Here is a 24982-nt window from a genome sequence, read left to right as displayed (position 1 = left end):
TTCTATTTAAAACATAATTTATTTAATAATTAAACATACTAAAATAATATTATTACTATAAAATTTAAGGAGGTCTTGATTATGGAAAAATATATTTGTGATGTTTGTGGATATGTTTATGATCCCGCTGTAGGCGATCCTGAGCATGGAGTTAAAGCTGGAACTGAATTTAAAGATATTCCAGATGATTGGGTATGTCCACTTTGTAAATTAGATAAAACTCATTTTTCTAAAGTTGAATAATATTAAAAGTTATAATAAAACTTAATAAACCTATAAATATTCTAATTTTATTTAAAGGCTATGTCTTAAACTAGTTTTGATTTTAGATAAATCTGTAAGACTGACTTAAATAAGTAGTTCTACATAACTATCTAAAATAAAAGCTGCCCTAAAACATAGCCTATTTAAAACTTTTTGAATTGTTTGGTATAACTCTTTACTTTACTCTGCTAAGCTCAATAAAGCTTCTTCATCCTTAATAATAAGTCCTTTATTTCCTTTTAATTTTATTATTCCCATCTTATCAAATTTGGAAAGCCTTCTGCTTACAGTTTCTCTTGTTATACCACAGTAATTTGCCATTTGCTCTCTATTAAGCGGTAATTTTATATATATTCCTTCTTCATTTTTCTGGCCATATTTATTCATAAATTCTATTAATACAGTTGCTAATCTGACTTCAACATCTCTAGTTGCTAAAGTTTGAGCTAAATTCTCAGCAGAATTTATTCTATTAGCCATTTCTTGTATTATTTTTAATGATATCTCTGGATTTTTCAGAAGTATTCCTTCTAAATTTTCCTTTTTTAAAATACATACCTTTGCATCTGTTATTGCATAAGCTGAAAAATTACTAATGTTATCACTTGTAAAAAGATTATTTTCTCCAAAGAAATCCCCTTTAGATAATACATAAACTATCTGCTCTTTTCCCTCTTTAGTAATTTTGCATATTTTTACTCTACCTTCTCTAATTAGGAAAAGTTTATCTGACTTTTCTCCTTCTCTACATAAAACATCATTTTCTTTAAAGCTTTTATGTTCAGTCATATTGACTATTTTTAACAACTCTTCATGAGATAGTGTTGAAAAAATAGCTATATTCTTAGCACAAGGTTCTTTACATGAGCCACAATTACATGATTTCTCCATACTCTTAACCGCTCCTTATTATTCTTTAACTTATTCTATATCTTTAATATACCTCTAATCAAAGAATAGTATCATATCATTCCATTTCGCTCCACCATGTGAAGAATCTGAAACTCCATGATTCTTAAATCCAAACTTCTCATAATAGTGTACTAAATGATCTTTACAAGTAAGTACCATTCCCTTTTTCCCACGTTCTTTTGATAATTCTATAAAACTATTTAATAATTTTTCTGCAATACCTTTGTTTCTAAAGTTAGGTAGCACATCAAGTCCAAATACAGTTTGATAGTCTCCATTTGGATTATGTAATTTAGTATCATGATACAGTTCATCCGGTAATTCAGGTTTATCTGTAGTACATCCATTAATAAAGCCAATTACCTTTTCATCTTTAACTGCAACAATAAAATTTTCTTTAAAAGCATCAAATCTTTTACGAATATCCTCTTCCTTTGCAGCCTCTGCTACTGGAAAGCACTCACTTTCAATAAGTATAATTTCTTCTAAATCTGCTCTATTAGCTTCTCTAACTTCCATATGTCTTCTCCTTTTTCAAACTTATATCACTATATATACATTATAAGAAAATATATTAAAAATTAACAATTTTAATATACAACAAATACCAGGTTGAAAGTATAATAGTTACTTTCAACCTGGTATTATTATAAATTAATTTAACTTTATACATGTTTATACGCAATACTAATATCTTGGGAATAATATATTATTCTCTTTATGAATGTGTATAAATAAGTCTTTTTCTAAATCATGTAAGTTGTCATATAATAATTTGAAACTTAAACATCCCCACTCTGGAACCTTATAATCATTAGTTACTTCTGCTAATTCTTTTAATATATCACCAGCAGCCTCATGTTCACTAACAATTATTCTTATATCTTCTTCTATTTCTTTCTTTTCTTTTTCATCATTTGTTTGATCATACTTCATCATTAATGGGAATAAAATCTCTTCTTCTTTAAGTAAATGTTCTTCTAATTCACATTTTAATTGTCCAAAAAGTTTATGAACTCTCATTAAAAGCTCTGGTCCATGTGAAAAGTGAACTCTGAATACTTTAACCATTAATGGATCTATCTCTTTTAATAATCTAAAAGTAGTTGCATGATGAGTTTCAACTATATGTTTTATTAACGCTTCTGAAGATTCTTCTCTCCAATCTACATATTGAGAATTTTCAAATTTAAATTCTTTAAACTCTTTATTTAATTCTTCAACAAATTTATCAACATCAACACCTTTTTTCTTAAGAGCTGATTCTAAGCTCTCACTTCCACCACAGCAATAGTCTAATTCCATATCATTAAATTTTTTAACAACTGCTGGATAAACAGTAACAACTTCTCCTAAACTAAAGTCTTTTCTAATTAATTTTTCCATAGTACTTTCCTCCTAATTCTTCATTAACATCTTTTTATCTTAAACCTATTTTTCTATACATTCTTTTGGAGTAAATGGACAATATCCTATCTCATCACATTTTTCTCTCATACCATTCCAAAGATTTCCATCCTTTATAGCTTCTAAAGCTGTTGGATATAAAATATAATTTTCTTTAAATATATGATCCTTAAGTTCAAAGCAAATTTCTTTAGATAAAGATTGCATATTATCTTTAAAGTCTTCAAAATCAAGATATTCAACTACTTTTATTAACTCTTTTAATCTTCTCTTTTTCTCTCTTAATTGATCATGTTCTAATCTCATTATTCTTGTTGGTCCAGTTATTTCTCTTTTCTCTAATTCTGGGAATAACACATCTTCTTCTCTCTTATGATGAAGTTCTGCATCTAAAATACCTTGTACTATTTCTAAGGCCTTTGAAAATTCTACATTTTCTTTATTATACTTATCCATTTTTACTATTTCATTAGTAACTATTTCAAGATCTTCTAATAAACCTAATATCTTTGCATGCTCTTCAACTAAAGTATCTAAGACATGTCCCCTTGATATATTACTTTTTAACTTTTCAAGTTCATCTTTAAGTATTTCCATATGTATATCACATAAATGTCTTAATTCACTTGGTTCCATTCCATCATCTATTAGGTTTTGTTCAGCAATTGATAATTCTAATGGATCTATTGCCTTTACAATATCTAATCCTTCTTCTTTTAATTCTTGAGTTATTCCATCTTTGTTTATTCTTCTTAAAAAATCTGTTAACATGTTGATTCTTTCAGAATCAATTACTTTTGCTTGTCCATTTTTTAATATTACTTTTTTATTTTCCATATATATATTTCAATAGCACCATAACTTGTGCTAATACTTCCTCCTATAAAACAAAATTTTTTTATTTCATATTGGCTTATTGCCTCTCTCTTATGATGCTATTATAATTTCAAAGTGCTAGTTTGAAATATGACTGTGGTCACATTAGAAAAATTAATAAAAAAAGTATGCAGACTATTTAATCCACATACTTAAATTTAGCAATTGATTATCCACAAACAATATAATAATTTTAACTATTATTAGTGACTATATATATTTGTCCATCAGATTGTAAGCCTGCAAATACAACTGTTTTTAAATCATTTATATTTCTTTTTTTCAATTCTTTAACAACCCATTTTTCATCTTTATTTATTTTCTTTAATTGTGAAGTTAATATAACACCATCTAAAATCAACTCTACCATCATATCCGTTTTAGGTTTTTTTATATTGAAATCACTGACTGTTAATGAAGAATATTCCGCCTTTTTTAACACACTAAGTGTTCCATTTGGTTCTAGTATTGCAACCTCTACCTCTGTGATATAAAATATATCTTTATCTCTTAATTGCATTAAAAGATCTCCAATATTATATCTAGCTTTTTTCATATTCTTGTAATTAACTTCTCCATTTTCTATTATTATTAAGGGCTCACTATCTATTAATAATCTTAATTTTATATTTTTTTAAGTTATATTGGCAATAAGTATTGTAAGAATAGTCCATACGGCAATAGAAAAAATGCCTTCATATACGCTAACATGTTTGTCAACTGAAGCAACTGCTGCAGTTGATCCTATTGTTATTCCAACAATATAATCAAAGTATGTTAGTTGAGATATCTGCTTTCTCCCCATAATTCTAGTAAAAAATAATAAAGTAAAATAAGTCACGACTGATCTAACTAAGATAACAATAGTATCTTTCATATAAACACTCCTTCTTAAATGATACTTATATTATTTACCTTTTACTATTTATAAATTTAAGTTATTTATTAAATATCCTCTTAAGAAAAAACTCAAGGGGCAAAATAATTTCGCGGTCCCCCCCTTTTTAATAATGTTTACTTAAATTAAGATAAATACACTATATTTAATCTCTATGTTATTTTAATTTGACCATACATTATGATAAACTTAATTACATAAAAATATTTATGTACAGGAGCAATTTAAATTATGGCTACAATTAAAGATGTTGCAAAAAGAGCTGGTGTATCTGTTGGGACTGTTTCTAACGTTATAAATAATGTTAATGTAAAATCTAAAAGTAGAGAATTAGTGGAAAAGGCAATAAAAGAATTGAATTATAAACCTAATGCCTATGCAAGAGGATTAAAACTTAATAAAACAAATACAGTAGCACTAATTCTTCCAACAGTATGGGATCCATTTTTAGGAGAATTAGCTTATCATATTGAAAAGAATCTAAGAAATTATAATTATAAAATGATATTATGCAATTCCGAGAACGACTATATGAAGGAATTAGAATATATTAATATGGTTAAACAAAATAAAGTTGATGGAATAATTTCTATTACCTACAGTAATATTGACCCTTATATTTCTGCCAATATTCCGATAGTAAGTATTGATAGATTTTTTACTAAAACTATTCCCTATGTAAGTAGTGATAACTTCGAAGGTGGACGTTTAGCTGCTGAAGAATTAGTTAAAGCCGGTTGTAAAAAGCTAGCTATTATTGGTAGAGGTTCAGAAATTAACAACTCTACTAGAAATCGTGTTGTTGGATTTATAGATTATTGTAAAGAAAACCATGTATATTATAATGACTACTATTACGTAGGTCATTCAAAATCATTTAATAATTTTCTTAATGAATTTATCTTAGAAAATTTTAAAGATGAAATTAAGTTTGATGGGATTTTTGCAATTACAGACTCTCATGCAAATGATGTTATAGAAAAATTAGAAGAATTTAATATAAGTGTTCCAGATGATGTACAAGTAATTGGATATGATGGAGCAAAAATTAATGAAAAAGCTCCAATAAAGATATCTACCATCCGTCAACCATTGGATTTAATTGCTGAAAAAGCTGTTTTTAACTTAAATAAAGTCATAAATAAGGAAGCTATTTCAAAAGAGACACTTCTACCAGTAAGATTTATTAAAGGATACACTACAAAATAAACTAATAAAATATAGAAAAATATTTATTTAATATATATTGTTTTAAATTTTTAAATTCAAATAGGGATATCTAATAAGATATCCCTATTTATTAAGAATAAACATAACATTTTTATACTTATTTATCTGATTTTAAATCCCAAATCTTAGCTTCAAGATCTGATGCTTTATCTGAAAAGAAACTTATTCCCTTACTTTCTTTATTAGGATAAATTCTTGCCGTAAAAACTTCTTCTCCATCATTAATGAATATTTCTACCATTGATGTATCTACAAACATTTGAATTTTCAGATCTTTGCTATCCATATCACATTTACGAACAGTACCAAATTCTAACACTGTAGGTTCACCAGAATTTTCTCTATCAAAAATTAATTTTTTCTCTTTTAAATCATAATAAAAAGTAGTTTCTTCTTTTATACCTTTTCTAAACTTTACCCCAACGTATCTACCTGTAATATTCTTAAAATTACAGATTAATTCATATGTATCTCCATTAAAGCCTTCAAAATCTTTCTCTTCATTATTTAGGGTTGTCTTTATTATTCTCTCATTTTCTCTTAAAGTTTCTAATTCCTTAACAGGTGTTTGATATAACTTATTATTTTTAAGTGTAAGCACTCTTGGAAGAGTCATATTATGTGCCCATCCACTTTTCTCTGTTACACAATCGACTCCAGGCAATCCACACCATCCAATTAATATTCTTCTACCTTTTTCATCTTCCATGGTCTGTGGAGCATAAAAGTCAAAGCCTCTATCTAATTCATCAAACTCTCCATGATTAAAAATTCCATCTTCAAAGCTAATCTTATTTCCAACAAGATATCCTGAATTATCTCCATTATTTAATCTATCGCCCTCTGCTTTAAGCCCTTGAGGAGAAAAAATTAATACACCTTTATCTTCTAATTCAAAATAGTCTGGACACTCCCACATAAACCCATTGCCTTTAAATTTAGTATCAATTTCTTTCTTAATTTTCCAATTTAATAAATCATCTGATTCATAATAAATCACAGTACCTAACTCATCCTTATCCTGAGTTCCTACTAAACAATAATACTTGCCATTACTTTTTAACACTTTAGGATCCCTAAAATGTTCTGTATATCCCTCAGGTTTACTAATAAGTGGCTTGTCCATCTTTCTTATTTCACCTTGTTTATTCATAATAGCTAAACATTGGTAAGGATGTCTTATCCAATTCTCATCTCTTGTATTTCCTGTGTAGAAAAGGTATAATTCATCATTTTCTACAATACCACTTCCTGAAAAAACTCCATGACTTTCAAAGTACTTTGTTGGTTCTATTCCAATGCCTCTATCTTCCCAATTTACTAAATCTTTAGAGGAAACATGATACCAATATTTCAATCCATGTACAGGTCCTAAAGGAAACCATTGATAAAAAAGATGATACTCACCATTATAAAATGAAAACCCATTTGGATCATTTAATAGCCCTGTCTTAGGTTGAACGTGAAACTTTTGTCTATAAGGACACTTTTCTACCTTTTTTTCTAAAGCTCTATATTCTTCCTCTGATATATCCTCTATTTTTCTATATCTTTGTTCCCTTGTCCACTCCATTAATTTACTCCCTCTGTTAGTTTATTTCTTCCCCAGAATCTAGATAATATTATTGTAGCTATAAAAGCCACTACAAAGGCTATAGCTAACCCAATCATATATTGAATCATTGATTCGGTTCTTATTACTATTACTCCTGGTAATCCTGCAGGCCCTGGTGAAAGTGATAAAACCTGCATAAATGTAACATAAGCAGAAGCTACGGCAGATCCTATTAAAGCTCCTATAAATGGATACTTAAGTTTTAAATTTACTCCAAATATAGCTGGTTCAGTAATTCCTAATAAAGCAGAAGTCCCTGCTGCTGATGCTAAACTTTTCATTTTATCATTTTTTCTCATAATATATAAGATTGCTAAAGCCGCTGCCCCTTGTGCTACATTTGATGCTGCTACCACAGCGAAAGTTGGAGAGCCTCCTAATGTACCTATGTTAGCTAAAATTTGAGTTTCAGCCGCAATAAGACTATGATGCATACCTGTTATTACAAGTAATGGATATACAATTCCATATATCATTCCTCCAATAGGTCCTAATTCAAAAAATAACCACATTACTCCATATGTTAATCCATCTCCTACAGTTCTCATAACAGGTCCAATTACTGTAAATGTTAAGGTTGCTGTAACTAAAACTGCCACCAAAGGAGTTATTATATTGTCTAACATTGGAGGAACAACTTTCCTACAAGATTTTTCTACTTTAGCAAGCACAAAAGCTGAAACTATGATTGGTAATACAGTTCCTTGATATCCTACCTTAGCTATTTCAAACCCAAATATATTCCATACTGGCACTGTTCCATTTAATAAAGCCTCACCATATCCATATCCATTTAACAGATCTGGATGTATCATTATTGCTCCAATTACTGCTCCAAGAACAGGTGTAGCTCCAAAAATTTTAGCCGCCGAAAATCCAATTAAAACTGGAAGAAATACAAAAGCTGCATTTGAAAAAGTATTTATCATAGATGCAAAATCAGCCCATTGAGGATATGCTTCTACTAAAGATTTTCCCTCAAAAAATAACCCTTGAGCTGTAAATACATTGTTTAATCCCATTAATAACCCGGCTGCAACCAAGGCTGGCAATATAGGAACAAATACATCTGCTAAAGCTTTAAGAATTCTCTGAAAAATATTTTGTTTCTCATCAGCTTTTTTCTTAACCTCTTCTTTACTACTTTCTGATAAGTTTGATAAAGCAATAAATTCTCTTGCCACTTGATCAACTATTCCAGTTCCTAAAACTATTTGAAATTGTCCTCCATTATTAAAACTTCCTTTAACAAGATCTATATTTTCAATCTTTCCTATATCTATTTTACTATCGTCTTTTAAAACTAATCTTAATCTTGTAGCACAATGAGCTACACTAACTAAATTCTCACTTCCGCCAATATATTCAATTATAAGTTCTGCCGTTTTTTTATAATTCCTTTGTTTTGCCATGAATTAACCTCCAATTTAATAATTTGAAACGTTTCATTTTTTTATATTTATTATATTAATCTTCTTTTTATTCCATGTCAACATTTTCTTTATACGTTTACACATTTTTCAAACTTGATAATCCATTAAATAACTTTAATTATAAACTTAGTAACAAATTTAAAAACAAAAACTGTCTACACAGACTATTTTTAAATAATCTATGAGACAGCACTACATAAAAAAAATATTATCTTTAATTATCAATTATATGATCTTTTACAAATTTCAAATAAAAATCATAAGAAAATTCTTTTTCATTAAGTCTATATTCTTCATCTAAATCAGGACCACAGCTGTTTGAGCCTATACCGCTTTGTTTATAATCTATAATTAAATAAGTTGTATCCTCTTCATTTAATTCGAAATTATGTTCTACATTGGTTAATTGCTTTAGAGAAAAGTGTGAAACATTGAAGGCAAAGTCATTTTCTGATAAAACATAAATTTTACTTTTTTCATTATTAATAGATACTTCTCTACAAAAATGATGACTACCATTCTCTTGAGGTCTTATATAGTCTTCATGCATTTCAGAAACCTTTGAATTAAATCTTCCTAAATAACAAGATGAGTTTTTGTCTACATAATTTTCATATGGTCCAAATCCAAAGTAACTTACTTCTTCATAGGACTTGTCTAGCTTAAGTTCCACACCGAATCTTGGTAAATAAGGTGTTTTCATATTTTTATTACCTTTAATATGACACTTAATTAACCCTTCTGAATAAATACTCCATGTTACCTTAATATCTAAGACTCTTTCCCTATATGGTGGTATCAAGCTTAAATCACTAGTTATCTCCACTCTATTGGAAAACTCCTTAATTTCGCTATTATATACTCTTGTAGTAATTTGATTAAAACCAGCTTCAATCCATTGATTTTTAATCTTTCTATCATTATCTGTAGGTGCTCTCCAAATAATAAACTCCATTGGATCACTTATAAACACTTTTCCTAATGACTCAATGAAATCAAAAGTTCCTGTATTCTTATTGTAATTATAACTAAACTCATTATTTATAACTCTAATTTTATTAACTGTTTCTTCTATATAAAACTTTTGTTCATTAATAGTAGTTTTTATAAATTTATTAACAGATTCGATATTCTCTACTTCATTCTTTATTGTAAACTGGTCATGCCCTAGTACAATCCCCTGTTTATAAAGAGAGTTATTATATTTTATTTTATACTCAACTAATATAGTAATAATTGCATTTGGTAATCTTGATATATTTAAATCATACCATTTTTCCTCTTTTGCCTTTAAACTTTCTAAACTTATCTTATCTAAGAAAATTATCTCTCCATCTAAAAGTACTTTATAGGTAACATCTAAAAATTCACCAGCATTCTTAAAATCAAGCATATTTTTTAATTTAACTCTTCTATTAATTTGATCAAATTCTAATGCTCTTATAGGTCTATTAATGTTTTTATATTCTAATAATCCAGTATGAGGAGTTCTATCTGGATAAACTAAACCATCAACACAGAAGTTTCCATCATGATTTTCCTCTCCAAAATCTCCTCCATATCCATATGCTTTTTTGCCATTAATATCTTCTTTAATAAGTATCGCATGATCACACCATTCCCAAACATATGCTCCTGCAAACTGATCATATTTTTGAATCATTTCATCATAATCTTGTAATCCACCAGGACCATTTCCCATGGCATGGGCATATTCACATAGTATTAATGGCTTGTCTATTCCCATTTTAAAATAATCCTTAATTTCCTCTATACTTATATACATACGACTAATAACATCAATATTAGTAAAATCATTTTTTCTTTCTTTACTAGCATAATGTGCACCTTCATAATGAAGTGGACGTGTAGAATCTAGTTCTCTAGCATATTCTAATCCTCTTTCAAAGTTACATCCAAATCCTGACTCATTTCCAAGTGACCACATAAAAATACAAGATCTATTCTTAAAAGGAACTATGGATGAATCAACTCTATCAATAATAACCTTTTCATAAATTTCGTCATCAGCTATCATATTATAATTATCTAAATACCCTAATCCATATAATTCAACAACTCCATGAATTTCAATATCAGCTTCATTCATAACATAAAAGCCGTACTCATCACATAACTCATAAAAAATTGGAGATTTAGGATAATGAGCAGTTCTTATAGAGTTGAAATTACACTCTTTCATTATTTTTAAATCCAAAATCATATCATCATATGTCATAACATATCCTTTAGTTGGATTGCTGTCATGATGATTAACTCCTCTTAACTTTATTGGAGTATTATTAATTTTTAAAATAGAATTCTCTATTTTAATTTCTCTCATACCAATTTTTTCTTTTATAACCTCATGCTCTGTTTCAATTAACAAAGTATATAAATTAGGTATCTCAGCACTCCAAAGTTTTATATCTTTAATATTTATTTCTGCTTTATTATTATCTATATTTCCAGATGAAACTATATTACTTTTAGGATCTAATAAATAATATTTAACTTCTAGATTTCCTATCTTAGATAAAATCTCAACATCTAACTTTCCTTCTTTAGCTAAAAAATCTATACTTTGAGTTATTTTATAATCAACTATTCTTGACTTTGCTCTTCTCAATATATACACATCTCTAAAAATTCCAGACATTCTAAATTTGTCTTGATCTTCAAAGTAAGTACCATCACACCATTTTAAAACTAAGACTGCAATTGTATTTTTACCATTTACCAAGAACTCCGTAATATCAAACTCAGATATACTATGAGATATCTGACTATATCCAACAAACATTCCATTTATCCAAAAATAAAAGCATGAATCAACCCCTTCAAAATTTATATTATAATCATACTTTTCAGGAAGTATCTCAACTTCAAAATCTTTCTTATAAATTCCACATGGATTATTTATAGGAACAAAAGGTGGATCATAAGGAATAGGATATTTAACATTAGTATATTGATTATAATCATATCCATTTAGTTGCCAAAGGGAAGGCACAGCAATATTGTCTTTAAAACTAATTTCATTTATATCCTTAAATTCTTTTACTGTTTGTAAGCTATCAAAATACCTAAATTCCCATTTACCATTAAGTGAAAAGAAATTATCTTGCTTACTTCTATCTTTAATATTAAGGGCCTCATCAGTATCCATAAATGGAATATAGTAACTTCTTCTTGGCATCATATTTACATGTAGTTTAGAAATATCTTCATGGTATTCATTTTTTAGTATCATTTTACCCTCCTAATACATTTAGCATCATTATGTACTCATGAATCATAATTATATATTTATGAAACATAACTCCATATAAATCATTAAAAAAAATATTTTTTACCCATAATTTAATATTAATATGTAAATTAATCTTTTAAAATAGTTAAAAAGTTCTAAAACATGTTATAATGTTTCTTATGAAATTCATTTTTTTCAAATACTATAGATAATTAATATATTATTGTATCAAGACTTTATTTATATATTTGATATAAAAACTTAATATAAAATTAGCTAGTTTTATAGGTTTAGGAGGTACAAATGCAAATACTGTGGAAAAAATATACAAAAGAAAATTTTGAAATGAATGTAGATGAATGTGGTATAGAACAAGGTATCCCAGGATTAGGATATAAATATGAAGTATTGAAAAATGCTGTCATTCATTACGTAACTAAGGGATATGGTACATTTAAATTTAATGGTAAAGTATATAATTTAAAACAAGGTGATATATTTATACTAATAAAAGGGATGAATGTTGAATATGTAGCCTCCATAGATGATCCTTGGGAATACTACTGGATAGGATTTAGTGGTTCAAATGCTAATGAATATTTAAATAGAACTTCTATTACTAACTCTTATGTTGCTAATTGTAAATCAAATTCAAAAATTCCCCACATAATATTAAATATGTGTGAAATATCAAAGACTTATAATCCCTCATGTTCCGATGACATACTATTATTAAAGGAACTTTATTCATTATTATACACACTTATAGAAGAATTCCCAAAGCCTTTTGATTACAAAGACAAAGAATTACATACATATATTCAAGATGCTCTTAATTTCATTAATTCTAATTATATGAATAATATAACTGTTCAAGAAATTGCTGATTATGTAAACCTAAGTAGAAGCTATTTATATAAAATGTTCATAAAAAACCTTGGAATTTCTCCTCAAAAATATTTAATAAATCTTAGAATGTATAAAGCAACACTTTTATTAAAAAGCACTAAACTACCTATAGGAGAAGTTGCAAACAGTGTAGGATATAGTGATTCCTTATTATTCTCAAAAACTTTTTCAAAGCATTTTTCAATGTCTCCATTACATTACAGAAATAATCAAGTGAATAAATCAAATTAATTATTTTAGAATATTTATATATAGATTTTGATTTTTAACTTATCATCCCCGTCCCTTTAAGCAAAAGCTCATTAAATATTTTTATAAAATTATTTGTTTTTAATTACTCTATTACACTTAAAATCAAAAGATTTAAAACAAAGCTTAAAAATAGCTAGGAAATATATCTTTATATAACTCTAAAATCAATACTATTTTAAAACATAAAAAGGTATAATTGAAGCTTAAACAAAACTTCAGTTATACCTTTTTAACCATAATATTATCCTACTCTTGTAACACCATTTTTCAAATCATCAACTATTGCTTCATATTCTGCCTCTGATAAATTATATCTTCTTAATAACATAAAACTTATTATTACAATAGCACATGGAACCAAGGTCTGTATTAAATGAATTCCATTTAAAGTAAATGTAGATTGACTTGAATCTGCTGTATAACCAATATATGCTAATATGTATCCACATAAGGATCCCCCAATAGCACTAGCAATTTTACTTTTAAATATATTTAAAGAGAATATCATCCCCTCTGATCTCTTTCCTGTCTTCCATTCACCATACTCAACACAATCAGCAACCATTGAAGTTAGAGTTATATATCCCGCTCCATCAAAAATTCCACTTATAAAGTTTATAACTATCATTAAAGGTAATGAAGAATATGATAGTAAAAATATTAAAAATGATCCTGCTGCACCAACTAATAATCCTAAAAGTGCAGTATTTCTTTTGCCTAACTTTTTTGTTAAAAATGGTGACATTACTCCACCTAATATACTTGCTCCCATACCAACCGAACTAACTACTGGAATCATCATTTCTGCATTAAAATTATACTTTACATAATATATAGCTATTGTATTTTTTATTGATCCACTTAGTTCTAACACTAACATTGATAATAAAACTATTCTTAAAGGCTTATTTGTTTTTAATAAGTTTATAAATTGTTTTATACCTTGTTTTTGCTTTTTCTTAGCAGCCTTATCATTAATTTCTCTAATTCCAAAGGCAGTAATCCAAGTAAATATGGTAGCAAAACAAACATATATTATTACCACAGTTGTCCAACTTCCAATAATTGATACAAGAGGTATAGTAAGTGTTAGAATTATAAAATTACCTACATACGCTATTGTTCTCGCTGATGTAACAATCTTAGTTTTTCCCTCAGAAGATCTTGTAATATTGGCAGATAATGACCAATATGGTATATCCATAGCAGTAAAAGATATGCCCCAAAATATATATGCTATGTATATCCATATAATTTTACCACTATAACTTAAATCTGGTGCTGAAAAGCACATAATTGTTGCTATTCCCATGAAAATAGGAACAACAAACAGATAAGGTCTACTCTTTCCAATTTTAGTATTAGTATTATCAACTATAACCCCCATTATAGGATCTGTTATTGCATCTATAACCCTTGCCACCAGAAATAATGTTCCTATGGCAGCTGCTCCTACTTTAAAACTATCTGTTAAAAAAATTAAAAGATAGGAACTAATCAATGCATATATCATATTATTGCCTAAACTTCCCATACTATAAGTTATTAAAGTCTTTATAGAAACATCATCACTTTTGTCAATTTGTCTATCTCTTAGTGTATTCAAACCATCACCTCTATATTCTACTAATAAAATCTTGTAATACCCGTTTAATTAAACCACTTAAAAGAAATCGATTTCTTAATCTTCGTATATATTATTACAAAATTTTGTTAATAATCAAATAGAATTAAGTTTCTAAAATATTGATTTATATTTCCTAATTAAATATAGAGTATATTAATAAACTAAAATCAAAAAAATTATTTTATTATGATAAAAATAAGGTTTGTTTTTAGAAATGTATTTAAGAAGCAATTAAATAATGATAAGTGTATTGTTAATGAAGCTTAAAGTATTGGAATATAAAAAAGGCTGTAGTTTAAAACTACAGCCTATAACACTTCAAAATTATCTTCTATTTTGTTGTTGTTTCTTAGCTCTTCTACAAGACATACATCTTGTTGGCTCATTGTCGAATCCTTTTTCTTTGTAGAATTCTTGCTCTCCTACTGAAAATATGAATTCACTTCCGCAATCTCTGCATACTATTATTTTATCTGTCATAAATATTCCTCCTAAAATTAAAGATTCTAAATTGATATAATAATCTCTAATTTACGAGAAACTATTTACCTAAATGAAACTTTTTTGTTAGCATTTTTGCTACTTCTTTATAATAACACATTATTTACTTTATTACAATGCTTTTTTAAAAATTATTATTAGGAAAAAATTTTTCGCCATTTTCTTCTTTTTTCATTATCATATCATCTCCTTTAAATTTCCTAATAAAATTTCTAAATTTGTTATTTATCCTATTTAATTTATATTTAAAATTTATAATAAAACATCAAAAAAGGCTGTAGTTTAAACTACAGCCTATAACAATCTAAAATTATCTTCTATTTTGTTGTTGTTTCTTAGCTCTTCTACAAGACATACATCTTGTTGGCTCATTATCGAATCCTTTTTCTTTGTAGAATTCTTGCTCTCCTACTGAAAATACGAATTCACTTCCACAATCTCTACATGTTATTATTTTATCTGTCATAAATATTCCTCCTAAAATTAAAGATTCTAAATTGATATAATAATCTCTAATTTACGAGAAACTATTTACCTAAATGAAACTTTTTTGTTAGCATTTTGCTACTTCTTTATAATAACATACTATTTATTTTTTTACAATACTTTTTTAAAAAAATTATTAATAAAAAAAAATTTTTAATTAATAATAGATATTTTTATAACTATTATTTTTTTATTAATTTCTATGAAATTTGCTATTTAACATTTATAAAAGAATAATATTCAAATTAAATACTAATTTTCATATTTTATTTCATATAGTCTGCTTTAAGTTTACCTAATAAAATCTTTAATTAATATACAAAAAATACTATACTTAATAATGACAACATATTAATTAGATTAGATTGAGGAGTTTATATATGAGAAAAAAAGATATACTTGAATTAAAAAAGCGTTTGAAAAAGGACCATTGCACTTTCACTAAAATGTGTGGCTGCTATGTCAATGGAGAAAAACATATTATTTTAAATTTTAGAGAAACTTTTCTAAATTTAGATGAAGATGAATACTTTAAATACTTAGAGATTGCTAAAAAAGTTATGTCTGGAACTATTGGAAACAATATTTTAGAACTTAACTTTCCACTAAATGAGTACCTTGTAAATGAAAGACAAGTTTCTCTTATGCAACTAAAAAACAGTCAATTAAAGGATGATGAACTTCTTAATGATTTTTATAAATTAGTTATAGATAATTATGATTATACAGGTAACTTTTTAATACTTCTTTTCCATGATGCTTATGATGTTATTACTAAAACTAAAGATAATCTTAAAGTAGATGAATCTGAAGAAGTATATGAATATATATTATGTGCAGTATGTCCAGTTTCCCTTTCAGGTCCTGGTCTTAGATACTTTGAAGAAGAAAACCAAATAAAAGCACGTATTAGAGATTGGGTAGTTGAAGCCCCTGCTAACGGCTTTGTATTCCCTGCTTTTATTGATCGTAGTTCAGATGTTAACTCTGTTATGTACTACACTAAAAATGCTAAAGATACACACCCAGAGTTAATGGAAAATGTCTTAGGCTGTACTTCAAGACAAACTGCTACTATTCAAAAACAAACATTTCAATCAATTATCAAAGATTCTTTTTTAGATGAAGAAAAAGCTGAAAAAGTGTTTATGGAAGTACAAGAAAACTTAAATAATATGATAGAAGAACATAATTCTATGTATGAAGATACTCCAGATAGTGAACCTATAGCTTTAACAGACAAAGATATACAAAACATCTTAATAGAAAGTGGTATTCCTGAAGATGTTACTACTCAGATTGAAAAATCTTATTTAGAAAACTTTGGCGAAGATCTTCCTCTAGCAGAAAACTTACTTGATGCAAAAACACTTAAAGCAAATGAGCAAAGAAAAAAAGAAGAACGTCTTGAAAAACAAGTGGAAGTACTTAAAACTAGACTTGAGGAAGTTAAAAAAGAAGCTGCTATAGATAAGGAAGCTAATCAACAAGTTGATGATGATAACATAGTTTCAGAAGAATCTTTAGAAACTGATTCAGAAGAAATTTCAGATGTTAATCTAGAAGATGACATTAATAACAATGAATATGATGTCGTACTTCAAGTTAAGCCTGAAAAAATACCTCAAATAAAATCTCAAATAATTGATGGGCAGAAATGCATCATTATTCCTGTTAATGAGGATGAGCAAGCTACAGTCAATGGCTTAGATGATTTAATTTAAATTATCTAACTTAATAAGTAAAATTATATTATTTCTTTTGAAATTTAATACTAATCTTTTATATTAAAAATAGTAGATAATTTTCGAAAATTATCTACTATTTTATTTTTCGTAACTTAATACAAAGTCAGCATTTTCAACTGGGGAATACTCCAATGTATATTTTTCTTCTGCTGGGAAGTACCTTCTTTCATATTTATTTTTTATATCTTCTACTCCACCTATATATTTATCTCTTTCTAAAACTCTATTTAGCCTAACTTCTTTTGGAACATCTAGATAAATTACAAAATCCAAATAACTTTTTATTTCTTTTCTTTGTAAAAACACTCCTTCTAATATCAAAACAGAACCATATGGTACACATATTGGTTATAGAATATATTTATCATTTTCTTTATCATATAATTCTATTACTGTATCTATTGTTTCTCTCTTTTTTATTGGAGATAAAATTTTTTCAATTAGATAATCATATCTCCATTATACATTGTAATAACAATCCCACGCTTCCTTAGACTCATCATATCTAATGTATTTAGGATGTATAAAATCATCAATATGCAAAACATAAGTATTATAATTTTCATTCTGTAATTGTAATTTTAATGAATTAACTATTGTACTTTTACCTGCTCCTCCTAAACCATCAATTCCAACAATATATATTCTTTTAGAAATATCTTCATTTCTTAATTTACTTAATAAACACTGCATTTAATATTTCTCCATTCTAGATCATATAAATATTTAACAAATATATAACTCTGTATCAAATCTAAACCCTTTAACTTCTGGTATAACTTAATTCACTTATGAATCTACTAAGAAATTTATTATTTCCATTCTAATCTGAATAATGTAATTACTATACTAATAATCATTTAAATATTTTACTGAAGTAACTATTCCTTTATTATTAACAATTAAGACTGTTTCATAATAAAAATTTCCATACTCACCTTCTGTACCAATTCTAATATTTCTATTATCTTTTTCGTCTAAAAATTCTTCATATTTTGTTTTAATACCAGAATTACTATTTACTTTATCTATATTTTCTTTGACAAGCTCAATATTTTCACCAATTATATTCTTACCACCATATTTAGCTATATGTCTCTCTATCCAAGCTTCTTTTACTTCTATTTCTTTAGAATCAAATTTAATTACTATTCCTCCAAAATCATAAGTTTCATTTCCTAAATATTTAAATACTCCATTACTAAACTTTTTCTTTGCACTCCAGGGCTTTAAATCTTTAAACTCAGATTCTCTACGTATATCAAAATCAGGATTTTGTAAAAAATTAAGTTCTCCATATGCATAACAATTGCTAGCCCCATCATAAATAAAACCTTCAGTATTTGTTTCCTTCATAAGCATAAAATTTATAGGTTCATAAAACTTTATATTAGTATTATGAAGCCCCACAGGCTCTGAAATAGCTAAAAATAACTTTCCTTCTTTATATGCTAAAGTTTCTCCTTTTACAGTAAATAAATATGGTAACATCACCATAAATACGGTTGTACCAGTTGCCATTATAGCTAATAATAAAGTTAAAAATAATTTTGATAAATTACCTGTAGTCATATTCCAAACTGATTTAATAACTAATATGGTTACCACTACTATAAATATACATTTGTTTAAGGCAATAAAACTTATAACTCTACTTCTAAACTCAATACCATAAGTTAATAAAACATTACTTAAAGTTAAATAAATAATATAAATTAAAATACTTATTATTATAATAGTCTTTGCAACACCTAATTTCTTAATATTCATATATCTACTCCCTAAGAATCCAAATAACTAAATATAACTTTAACGTTATATTTTACAAATATATTATTTTATTTATGGAAGCTTGTAAAGAGATATGTAAATTTTAATAAATACTTTAATAAGCATTCTTGTTAATGTAAAATATTATAAAATACATAAATAAAAATATTTTAAGGCAACTGAAAATTAAGCTACTTATATAAAACTGGGAGGATATATTATGAAATATGAAGTTATAATATTTGATGCAGACGAAACCTTATTTGATTTTAAAAAATCTGAAAGAGAAGCTTTTAAAAACACAATGCTTAAATTTGATATAGAATATGATGAAAATTATCACTTAAAAATATATAATGAAATAAATACTGGCATATGGAAAGAATTTGAGCAAGGACTTATTACACAGGAAAAGTTAAAGATAGAAAGATTTAAAAGATTATCAGATAAATTAAATATAAAATTTGATGAAATTAATTTTGCTAAATCATATATGGAGCATTTAGCTGATGCATCATTTTTATTTGATGAAAGTATTGATCTTATAGAAAATTTAAATAAATCTTATAAGCTTTCAATAGTAACTAATGGTCTTACTTCTGTTCAAGATAAGAGAATCAGAAAATCTACTATAGCAAAATACTTTGATGCCATAGTAATATCTGAAGAAATACTAATAGCAAAGCCTGATCCTAAAATCTTTGAACACACCTTAAAACATATTAATTTCTATGATAAAAGTAAAGTTTTAATGGTAGGAGATAGCCTTACTTCTGATATTCAAGGTGGAATAAACTTTGGTATAGATACTTGTTGGTACAACCCTAATAAGATTGAAAATAAAACTTCAATAACTCCTACTTATGAAATTTCTAGCTTTGAGGAATTAAAATCTTTACTAGTTAATTCATAAATAATAGCAAAAAGGTATAGAATTAAATCTAATTCTATACCTTTTTAAATTCTTATAAAACTTATTTACTTATGATATGGTTCTCCGTATCAGTATTAAGTGAGTTTCTTTGTTTAACATAGTATTTATTTTATTATAATAAAATATCAAAAAAAGGTTGTAGTTTAAACTACAACCTATAACAATCTAAAATTATCTTCTATTTTGCTCTTTCTTAGCTCTTCTACAAGATATACATCTTGTTGGCTCATTTTCAAATCCTTTTTCTTTGTAGAATTCTTGTTCTCCTACTGAAAATACGAATTCACTTCCACAATCTCTGCATTTTAATGTTTTATCTGACATAAACATTCCTCCTAAAATTAAAGATTCTAAATTGATATAATAATCTCTAATTTTTGAGAAACTATTTACCTAAATGAAACTTTTTTGTTAGCAACTTTGCTACTATTTTATAATAACATAGTATTTAATTAATTGCAACCTTTTTAATATTTTTTATAAATAATTGAAATTAAAACAATATTTTGTATTGAATTCTTACCGTAAAAGAACATTTATTAATTCTATTGACTAAACTCTTAATTTTCTATATTTATTTTACCCTTTTCTACTTTTTCCACATTTTTAGTTGCAGTAGAAAGCATAAGCTTTATTCTGTTTAATTGGTTTACTTCACTGGCACCAGGATCATAATCTATTGGAGTAATATTTAAATAAGGATGTCTTCTTTTAATTTCTCTAATCATGCCTTTTCCATTCACATGGTTTGGTAAACATGCAAAAGGCTGTATACAAATCATGTTGCTAACTCCAGACTTCAACAACTCAATAATTTCTGCGGTTAATAACCATCCCTCTCCAGCTTGATTACCAAGAGATAAGATATCATCAGTTTCTTTAGCTAATTTTTCAATTCTTTGTGGTATCATAAATTTTTTACTATTACTTAGTGCCTTTCTCATTTGTTCTACATAAAATTCTATGTATTTAGTAGCTAATCTACCACCTAATAAGCTTTTTAAGTTTCCGCCTAGCTTCTCATATTCAAATTTCTGATTATAGGCACAATATAATAGAAAATATACTAAATCTGGGATTATTACTTCTGCTCCTTCTTCCTCTAGTATTTCTATAATATTGTTATTAGCTAAACTGTTATACTTTAAGAAAATTTCTCCCACTACTGCTACCTTTGGCTTAATTACATTTTTCATTTCCAAGCTATCAAATTCATTTACCATTTCATTTGTAATATTTTTAAACTCCTTAAAGTTTCCACTAGCTATGCTATTTTTACATATACCTAACCATTTTAAACAAAGTAAATTTGTTGAATTTTTTATTTTTTCATAAGGCCTTACTCTATTTGTCATGTTTAAAAGCATATCTCCATAAGCTAATGCCATTAATGCTCTATTAATCATTGGCAATGTTATTTTAAACCCTGGATTCTTCTCTATTCCTTGAACACTTAAAGATATAACTGGTATTTTTTCATATCCTGAATCTTTTAATGCTTTTCTTATAAGAGCAATATAGTTAGATGCTCTACAAGTCCCTCCTGTTTGAGAAATCACTACAGAAGTATTGTTTAAATCATACTCCCTAGACTTAAGTGCATTTATAATTTGACCTACTATTACAATTGCAGGATAACAAGTATCATTATTTACATATTTTAATCCTTCTTCTATTGTCTGTCGATTAACTGTAGGTAATACCTTTAAATTATATCCTGAGCTTTTTAAAGCGGATTCTAGCAATTCAAAATGTATTGGAGAAAATTGTGGGCAAAGTATTGTATGTTTTTCTCTCATTTCTTTTGTAAATATAGTTTTATCATAAGGTTTAATTATTTCTAAATTTGAATTGGAGATTCTTGACTTATTTATATCATCCATAGCAGCTTTAAGAGAACGTACTCTAATTCTAGCTGCTCCTAAATTACTAACCTCATCTATTTTTAATAATGTATATATTTTACCAAAACTCTCCAGTATTTCTTGTACTTGATCTGTAGCAACTGCATCTAATCCACATCCAAAAGAGTTTAATTGAATTAACTCTAAGTTTTTTCTAGTACCTACAAAATGTGCTGCCCTATATGTTCTTGAATGATAAGTCCATTGATCCAACACTCTTAATGGTCTTGGAATTTTAACTAAATCGGCTACAGAATCCTCTGTAAATACCGCCAATCCTTCTTTTGATATCATATCTGCTATACCGTGATTTATTTCTAAATCTAAATGATATGGCCTTCCACTTAATACAATACCTTTTCCACCACTTTTATCTAAGTCTTCTAGAATTTCTAATGCTTTATTTTTTATCTCTTCTTTAACCTTATTAACTTCTTCATAAGCTTTGTCAACTGCAATGCTTATTTCCTTTTGACTTATATTAAATTCCTTTAGTTCATCATATAAGTTCTTTTTCATTGACTTCCTATCATTAAAATTTAAAAATGGATCTTTATATATCATGTCTTTGCTTCTTAAAAAGCTAATATTATTTTTAACAACCTCTGGATAAGAATTTACTATGGCACAATTATAGTGATTATCTGCACTTTTATCTTCTAGCCTCTCATAAGAAACACATGGATAAAATATAAAATTCAAGCCTTTCTTTATAAGACTTGCTATATGTCCATGAGCAATTTTAGCAGGATAACAAAGAGACTCTGATGGTATAGTATCAATACCTTCATTGTAAATTTTCTTTGTAGAATTTGGAGATAATACTACTCTAAACCCTAGTTCTGTAAAAAAAGTGTACCAAAAAGGATAATTTTCATACATATTTAAAACTCTCGGTAGGCCTACTTCTCCTCTTATTGCTTCTTCTATTGAAAGAGGTTTATATCCAAAAATTCTTTTATATTTATAATCAAATAAATTAGCTGCTTTTTTTGTATTTTGAGCGCCTCCTCCCCCTCTTTCGCATCTATTACCTGAAATAAAATTTCTGCCATCAGAAAATTTATTTACAGTAAGTAAACAATTATTACTGCATAATCCACAATGTCTAAATTCATTTGACACTTTGAAATTCTCAAGATCAGCTTCCCCTAAAATATTAGAAACCTCATTTTCATTATGGTTATCTTTTGCAATGAGAGCAGCTCCAAATGCTCCCATGAGGCCAGTAATATCAGGTCTTACTGCTTCTTTACCAGTAACTTTTTCAAAGGCCCTTAAAACAGCTTCATTATAAAAGGTTCCTCCTTGAACTATAATTTTTTCTCCAAGATCTTCAGGTTTTCTTATTTTTATAACTTTATAAAGAGCATTTTTAATTACAGAATAAGATAACCCAGAAGATATAGATCCAATATCAGCGCCTTCCTTTTGAACTTGCTTAACCTTAGAATTCATAAATACAGTGCATCTTGACCCTAAATCTACTGGACTTTTTGATAATAATCCTTCTTTTGAAAACTCTTCGATGCTCATGTTTAAAGATTGTGCAAACACATCAAGAAAAGAACCACAACCTGATGAACAAGCTTCATTTAATTGAATAGAGTTTATTACTCCATCTTTTATCTTGATGCACTTCATATCTTGACCACCTATATCAAGAATAAAGTCCACATCTTTTAAAAAATGCTTTGCTGCTCTATAATGTGCAATGGTTTCAACTTCTCCAATATCGATATTTAAAGCTGACTTTATAAGAGCCTCTCCATACCCAGTAACAGTGGCTTTAGCAATTTTTATTTTCCCATCAATTTTGCTATATATATCTTTTAATATGTTTATAGTAATTTGCATGGGATTACCCTTATTGCTACCATAAAAAGAATATAATATAGCCCCTTCATTATCTATTAATATAGCTTTAGTAGTTGTTGAACCTGCATCTATCCCTAAAAAAGCCTCTCCCTCATATGTAGTTATATCCCTTGTCTTTGCTTTGTAACTACAATGCCTTTGTCTAAATCTTTGCAATTCCTGTTCATCTTCAAATAATGGCTCTAAGGTATCTGAAGTAGCTATATTGTTATCTAAACTTTCAATATCTTTTAACAATTGTTCAAAATTTATAACTTTCTCTTTTTTGGATTCAATAGCTGCACCAATAGCTACAAATAGTTGAGGGTCTTTTGGAAATAATATTTCCTCAGGCTTTAATTTTAAGGTATCAATAAACCTTTTTCTAAGCTCTGATAAAAAGTATAAAGGACCTCCTAAAAATGCAACATTTCCCTTTATTGGCTTTCCGCAAGCAAGCCCACTTATAGTCTGGTTTACAACAGCTTGAAATATAGATGCTGCTATATCTTCCTTGGTAGCTCCTTCATTTATAAGAGATTGTATATCTGTTTTTGCAAAAACCCCACACCTTGCAGCTATTGGATAAATTATCTTATAGTTTTTAGCTAATTCATTTAATCCTTTAGCATCCGTTTCAAGTAATGTAGCCATCTGATCTATAAAAGCGCCTGTACCACCAGCACAGACCCCATTCATACGTTGTTCTAGACTACCTTCAAAATATGTTATTTTTGCATCTTCTCCACCTAACTCTATTACTACATCAGCATTATTTATAAAAACTTCAACAGCTTCTGTACAAGCAATAACTTCTTGAATAAAAGATAATCCTAAAAACTTTGACAGTGATAATCCACTAGATCCTGTTATCATTGCTGTAATATCATAATCTTTATATTTTTTAGAAACTTCTTTTATAAAGGAAGCTGTAGTTTCCTTTATATTAGAGTAGTGTCTTTCATACTTACTATAAATAATATTGTCATTAGTATCTAATAATACAAGCTTAATAGTAGTTGATCCTATATCAACTCCTAAATGTAATACTTCTTTCATAAACTTCTCACCCTAACATAAATTATTAATATAATTAAAATGATGTT

General features: G+C 27.3%; 22 protein-coding genes. 5 read left to right on the top strand and 17 right to left on the bottom strand.

Annotation, left to right across the window (positions count from 1 at the left end):
- Nucleotides 1-81: 81 nt before the first annotated feature.
- A complete protein-coding gene (gene rd / locus AC2JAQ_RS03870) occupies nucleotides 82-243 on the top strand; it encodes a rubredoxin (protein WP_488457992.1) in 162 nt (53 codons plus the stop codon).
- A gap of 201 nt (nucleotides 244-444) precedes the next feature.
- On the opposite strand, the gene AC2JAQ_RS03865 is transcribed toward rd, so the two are convergent.
- The 6 genes from AC2JAQ_RS03865 to AC2JAQ_RS03840 all read right to left on the bottom strand — a co-directional run bounded on the left by AC2JAQ_RS03865 (nucleotide 445) and on the right by AC2JAQ_RS03840 (nucleotide 4336).
- Nucleotides 445-1155: a Crp/Fnr family transcriptional regulator gene (locus tag AC2JAQ_RS03865; RefSeq protein WP_488457991.1), complete on the bottom strand. Its 711-nt coding sequence runs from the start codon at nucleotides 1153-1155 to the stop codon at nucleotides 445-447.
- 54 nt (nucleotides 1156-1209) lie between these two features.
- Nucleotides 1210-1695 (bottom strand): GNAT family N-acetyltransferase, encoded by a 486-nt coding sequence (locus AC2JAQ_RS03860; RefSeq protein ID WP_488457990.1) that lies wholly within the window; start codon nucleotides 1693-1695, stop codon nucleotides 1210-1212.
- Nucleotides 1696-1863: 168 nt separating this feature from the next.
- The gene (ric, locus tag AC2JAQ_RS03855) at nucleotides 1864-2562 is read right to left on the bottom strand and encodes an iron-sulfur cluster repair di-iron protein (protein WP_488457989.1); all 699 of its coding nucleotides are present in this window, start codon (nucleotides 2560-2562) and stop codon (nucleotides 1864-1866) included.
- Between the two features lie 45 nt (nucleotides 2563-2607).
- Nucleotides 2608-3420 (bottom strand): DUF438 domain-containing protein, encoded by an 813-nt coding sequence (locus tag AC2JAQ_RS03850; protein WP_488457988.1) that lies wholly within the window; start codon nucleotides 3418-3420, stop codon nucleotides 2608-2610.
- Nucleotides 3421-3652: 232 nt separating this feature from the next.
- Nucleotides 3653-4087, bottom strand: coding sequence for a DUF421 domain-containing protein (locus tag AC2JAQ_RS03845; RefSeq protein ID WP_488458771.1), 435 nt, complete (start codon nucleotides 4085-4087; stop codon nucleotides 3653-3655).
- 6 nt (nucleotides 4088-4093) lie between these two features.
- Nucleotides 4094-4336, bottom strand: a complete 243-nt coding sequence (locus tag AC2JAQ_RS03840) for a DUF421 domain-containing protein (RefSeq protein ID WP_488457987.1) — start codon at nucleotides 4334-4336, stop codon at nucleotides 4094-4096.
- 252 nt (nucleotides 4337-4588) lie between these two features.
- Between AC2JAQ_RS03840 and AC2JAQ_RS03835 the strand changes: the two genes are divergently transcribed.
- The gene (locus tag AC2JAQ_RS03835) at nucleotides 4589-5566 is read left to right on the top strand and encodes a LacI family DNA-binding transcriptional regulator (protein WP_488457986.1); all 978 of its coding nucleotides are present in this window, start codon (nucleotides 4589-4591) and stop codon (nucleotides 5564-5566) included.
- Between the two features lie 118 nt (nucleotides 5567-5684).
- On the opposite strand, the gene AC2JAQ_RS03830 is transcribed toward AC2JAQ_RS03835, so the two are convergent.
- The 3 genes from AC2JAQ_RS03830 to AC2JAQ_RS03820 all read right to left on the bottom strand — a co-directional run bounded on the left by AC2JAQ_RS03830 (nucleotide 5685) and on the right by AC2JAQ_RS03820 (nucleotide 11888).
- Nucleotides 5685-7160, bottom strand: a complete 1476-nt coding sequence (locus AC2JAQ_RS03830; RefSeq protein ID WP_488457985.1) for a glycoside hydrolase family 32 protein — start codon at nucleotides 7158-7160, stop codon at nucleotides 5685-5687.
- Complete coding sequence (locus AC2JAQ_RS03825; RefSeq protein WP_488457984.1) at nucleotides 7160-8614, bottom strand: sucrose-specific PTS transporter subunit IIBC; 1455 nt, start codon at nucleotides 8612-8614, stop codon at nucleotides 7160-7162. Before AC2JAQ_RS03825 ends, AC2JAQ_RS03830 begins: the two co-directional genes overlap by 1 nt.
- Nucleotides 8615-8849: 235 nt before the next feature.
- The gene (locus AC2JAQ_RS03820) at nucleotides 8850-11888 is read right to left on the bottom strand and encodes a glycoside hydrolase family 2 TIM barrel-domain containing protein (protein ID WP_488457983.1); all 3039 of its coding nucleotides are present in this window, start codon (nucleotides 11886-11888) and stop codon (nucleotides 8850-8852) included.
- A gap of 303 nt (nucleotides 11889-12191) precedes the next feature.
- Here AC2JAQ_RS03820 and AC2JAQ_RS03815 point away from each other — a divergent pair, with 303 nt between their 5' ends.
- Nucleotides 12192-13028, top strand: coding sequence for an AraC family transcriptional regulator (locus AC2JAQ_RS03815; RefSeq protein WP_488457982.1), 837 nt, complete (start codon nucleotides 12192-12194; stop codon nucleotides 13026-13028).
- Between the two features lie 262 nt (nucleotides 13029-13290).
- Here the strand turns inward: AC2JAQ_RS03815 and AC2JAQ_RS03810 are convergent, their stop codons facing one another.
- The 3 genes from AC2JAQ_RS03810 to AC2JAQ_RS03800 all read right to left on the bottom strand — a co-directional run bounded on the left by AC2JAQ_RS03810 (nucleotide 13291) and on the right by AC2JAQ_RS03800 (nucleotide 15643).
- Nucleotides 13291-14655 carry an MFS transporter gene (locus AC2JAQ_RS03810; RefSeq protein ID WP_488457981.1) on the bottom strand — a complete coding sequence of 455 codons (1365 nt, stop codon included), beginning with the start codon at nucleotides 14653-14655 and terminating at the stop codon, nucleotides 13291-13293.
- A gap of 345 nt (nucleotides 14656-15000) precedes the next feature.
- On the bottom strand, nucleotides 15001-15156 hold the full coding sequence (locus AC2JAQ_RS03805) for a zinc-ribbon domain-containing protein (protein ID WP_488457980.1): 156 nt from the start codon (nucleotides 15154-15156) through the stop codon (nucleotides 15001-15003).
- A 331-nt stretch (nucleotides 15157-15487) separates the two neighbouring features.
- A complete protein-coding gene (locus AC2JAQ_RS03800; RefSeq protein ID WP_061426727.1) occupies nucleotides 15488-15643 on the bottom strand; it encodes a zinc-ribbon domain-containing protein in 156 nt (51 codons plus the stop codon).
- A 400-nt stretch (nucleotides 15644-16043) separates the two neighbouring features.
- Here AC2JAQ_RS03800 and AC2JAQ_RS03795 point away from each other — a divergent pair, with 400 nt between their 5' ends.
- Nucleotides 16044-17387 (top strand): DUF4317 domain-containing protein, encoded by a 1344-nt coding sequence (locus AC2JAQ_RS03795; protein WP_488457979.1) that lies wholly within the window; start codon nucleotides 16044-16046, stop codon nucleotides 17385-17387.
- Between the two features lie 102 nt (nucleotides 17388-17489).
- Here AC2JAQ_RS03795 and AC2JAQ_RS03790 read toward each other — a convergent pair whose 3' ends face one another.
- From AC2JAQ_RS03790 to AC2JAQ_RS03780, 3 genes are all read right to left on the bottom strand, one after another.
- A complete protein-coding gene (locus tag AC2JAQ_RS03790; RefSeq protein ID WP_488457978.1) occupies nucleotides 17490-17732 on the bottom strand; it encodes a nucleoside/nucleotide kinase family protein in 243 nt (80 codons plus the stop codon).
- A 138-nt stretch (nucleotides 17733-17870) separates the two neighbouring features.
- Nucleotides 17871-18104 carry a hypothetical protein gene (locus tag AC2JAQ_RS03785; RefSeq protein WP_488457977.1) on the bottom strand — a complete coding sequence of 78 codons (234 nt, stop codon included), beginning with the start codon at nucleotides 18102-18104 and terminating at the stop codon, nucleotides 17871-17873.
- A gap of 156 nt (nucleotides 18105-18260) precedes the next feature.
- Nucleotides 18261-19181 (bottom strand): hypothetical protein, encoded by a 921-nt coding sequence (locus AC2JAQ_RS03780; RefSeq protein ID WP_488457976.1) that lies wholly within the window; start codon nucleotides 19179-19181, stop codon nucleotides 18261-18263.
- Between the two features lie 220 nt (nucleotides 19182-19401).
- Between AC2JAQ_RS03780 and AC2JAQ_RS03775 the strand changes: the two genes are divergently transcribed.
- On the top strand, nucleotides 19402-20094 hold the full coding sequence (locus tag AC2JAQ_RS03775) for a YjjG family noncanonical pyrimidine nucleotidase (RefSeq protein ID WP_488457975.1): 693 nt from the start codon (nucleotides 19402-19404) through the stop codon (nucleotides 20092-20094).
- Between the two features lie 192 nt (nucleotides 20095-20286).
- Here AC2JAQ_RS03775 and AC2JAQ_RS03770 read toward each other — a convergent pair whose 3' ends face one another.
- Nucleotides 20287-20439, bottom strand: a complete 153-nt coding sequence (locus tag AC2JAQ_RS03770; protein WP_003479686.1) for a zinc-ribbon domain-containing protein — start codon at nucleotides 20437-20439, stop codon at nucleotides 20287-20289.
- A gap of 236 nt (nucleotides 20440-20675) precedes the next feature.
- Nucleotides 20676-24935 carry an acyl-CoA dehydratase activase-related protein gene (locus AC2JAQ_RS03765; RefSeq protein WP_488457974.1) on the bottom strand — a complete coding sequence of 1420 codons (4260 nt, stop codon included), beginning with the start codon at nucleotides 24933-24935 and terminating at the stop codon, nucleotides 20676-20678.
- Nucleotides 24936-24982: the final 47 nt, after the last annotated feature.

Source organism: Clostridium sp. LIBA-8553, assembly GCF_057782465.1.
The sequence above is the reverse complement of the archived record's forward strand: the minus strand, read 5'-3'. Positions and strand labels throughout refer to the sequence as shown.

What these genes read in the sequence shown, in the direction of transcription:
- AC2JAQ_RS03805 (WP_488457980.1), bottom strand. Translation starts at nt 15,156, where the DNA reads ATGACAGATAAAATAATAGTATGCAGAGATTGCGGAAGTGAATTCATA.
- AC2JAQ_RS03850 (WP_488457988.1), bottom strand. Translation starts at nt 3,420, where the DNA reads ATGGAAAATAAAAAAGTAATATTAAAAAATGGACAAGCAAAAGTAATT.
- AC2JAQ_RS03865 (WP_488457991.1), bottom strand. Translation starts at nt 1,155, where the DNA reads ATGGAGAAATCATGTAATTGTGGCTCATGTAAAGAACCTTGTGCTAAG.
- AC2JAQ_RS03785 (WP_488457977.1), bottom strand. Translation starts at nt 18,104, where the DNA reads ATGCAGTGTTTATTAAGTAAATTAAGAAATGAAGATATTTCTAAAAGA.
- AC2JAQ_RS03825 (WP_488457984.1), bottom strand. Translation starts at nt 8,614, where the DNA reads ATGGCAAAACAAAGGAATTATAAAAAAACGGCAGAACTTATAATTGAA.
- AC2JAQ_RS03800 (WP_061426727.1), bottom strand. Translation starts at nt 15,643, where the DNA reads ATGACAGATAAAATAATAACATGTAGAGATTGTGGAAGTGAATTCGTA.
- AC2JAQ_RS03835 (WP_488457986.1), top strand. Translation starts at nt 4,589, where the DNA reads ATGGCTACAATTAAAGATGTTGCAAAAAGAGCTGGTGTATCTGTTGGG.
- AC2JAQ_RS03815 (WP_488457982.1), top strand. Translation starts at nt 12,192, where the DNA reads ATGCAAATACTGTGGAAAAAATATACAAAAGAAAATTTTGAAATGAAT.
- AC2JAQ_RS03840 (WP_488457987.1), bottom strand. Translation starts at nt 4,336, where the DNA reads ATGAAAGATACTATTGTTATCTTAGTTAGATCAGTCGTGACTTATTTT.
- AC2JAQ_RS03830 (WP_488457985.1), bottom strand. Translation starts at nt 7,160, where the DNA reads ATGGAGTGGACAAGGGAACAAAGATATAGAAAAATAGAGGATATATCA.
- AC2JAQ_RS03780 (WP_488457976.1), bottom strand. Translation starts at nt 19,181, where the DNA reads ATGAATATTAAGAAATTAGGTGTTGCAAAGACTATTATAATAATAAGT.
- AC2JAQ_RS03820 (WP_488457983.1), bottom strand. Translation starts at nt 11,888, where the DNA reads ATGATACTAAAAAATGAATACCATGAAGATATTTCTAAACTACATGTA.
- AC2JAQ_RS03765 (WP_488457974.1), bottom strand. Translation starts at nt 24,935, where the DNA reads ATGAAAGAAGTATTACATTTAGGAGTTGATATAGGATCAACTACTATT.
- AC2JAQ_RS03860 (WP_488457990.1), bottom strand. Translation starts at nt 1,695, where the DNA reads ATGGAAGTTAGAGAAGCTAATAGAGCAGATTTAGAAGAAATTATACTT.
- AC2JAQ_RS03770 (WP_003479686.1), bottom strand. Translation starts at nt 20,439, where the DNA reads ATGTCAGATAAAACATTAAAATGCAGAGATTGTGGAAGTGAATTCGTA.
- AC2JAQ_RS03795 (WP_488457979.1), top strand. Translation starts at nt 16,044, where the DNA reads ATGAGAAAAAAAGATATACTTGAATTAAAAAAGCGTTTGAAAAAGGAC.
- rd (WP_488457992.1), top strand. Translation starts at nt 82, where the DNA reads ATGGAAAAATATATTTGTGATGTTTGTGGATATGTTTATGATCCCGCT.
- ric (WP_488457989.1), bottom strand. Translation starts at nt 2,562, where the DNA reads ATGGAAAAATTAATTAGAAAAGACTTTAGTTTAGGAGAAGTTGTTACT.
- AC2JAQ_RS03775 (WP_488457975.1), top strand. Translation starts at nt 19,402, where the DNA reads ATGAAATATGAAGTTATAATATTTGATGCAGACGAAACCTTATTTGAT.